The organism is Rhodoglobus galactosidasius, from assembly GCF_054957775.1.
In genome coordinates, this window is record NZ_JBQIAV010000032.1 from 1 (window position 1) to 258 (window position 258).

At 60.5% G+C, this 258-nt stretch carries 1 protein-coding gene; it reads left to right on the forward strand.

Translation table 11 applies throughout. From position 1 onward, the window contains the following. On the forward strand, positions 1-258 hold a 258-nt coding region (locus ACTJJW_RS14760; RefSeq protein WP_462645919.1), incomplete at both ends, for a transposase.

Genomic DNA, 258 nt, shown 5'->3' on the forward strand with positions numbered 1-258 from the left:
TCCCGTATGTGTTTCTCGACGCCACCTATTGCAAAGCTCGCGTGAACCATCGGATCGTGTCTCAAGCGGTCGTCGTCGCTGTCGGTGTCGCGGCGGACGGGCGCCGCGAAGTGCTCGGCTTCGACGTGGGAGACACCGAGAACGAAGCATTCTGGACGGGGTTTCTGCGGTCGTTGAAAACTCGCGGCCTGGGCGGGGTTGCGTTGGTGATGTCTGATGCGCACTCGGGGTTGAAGAAAGCAATCGACACCGTCTTTC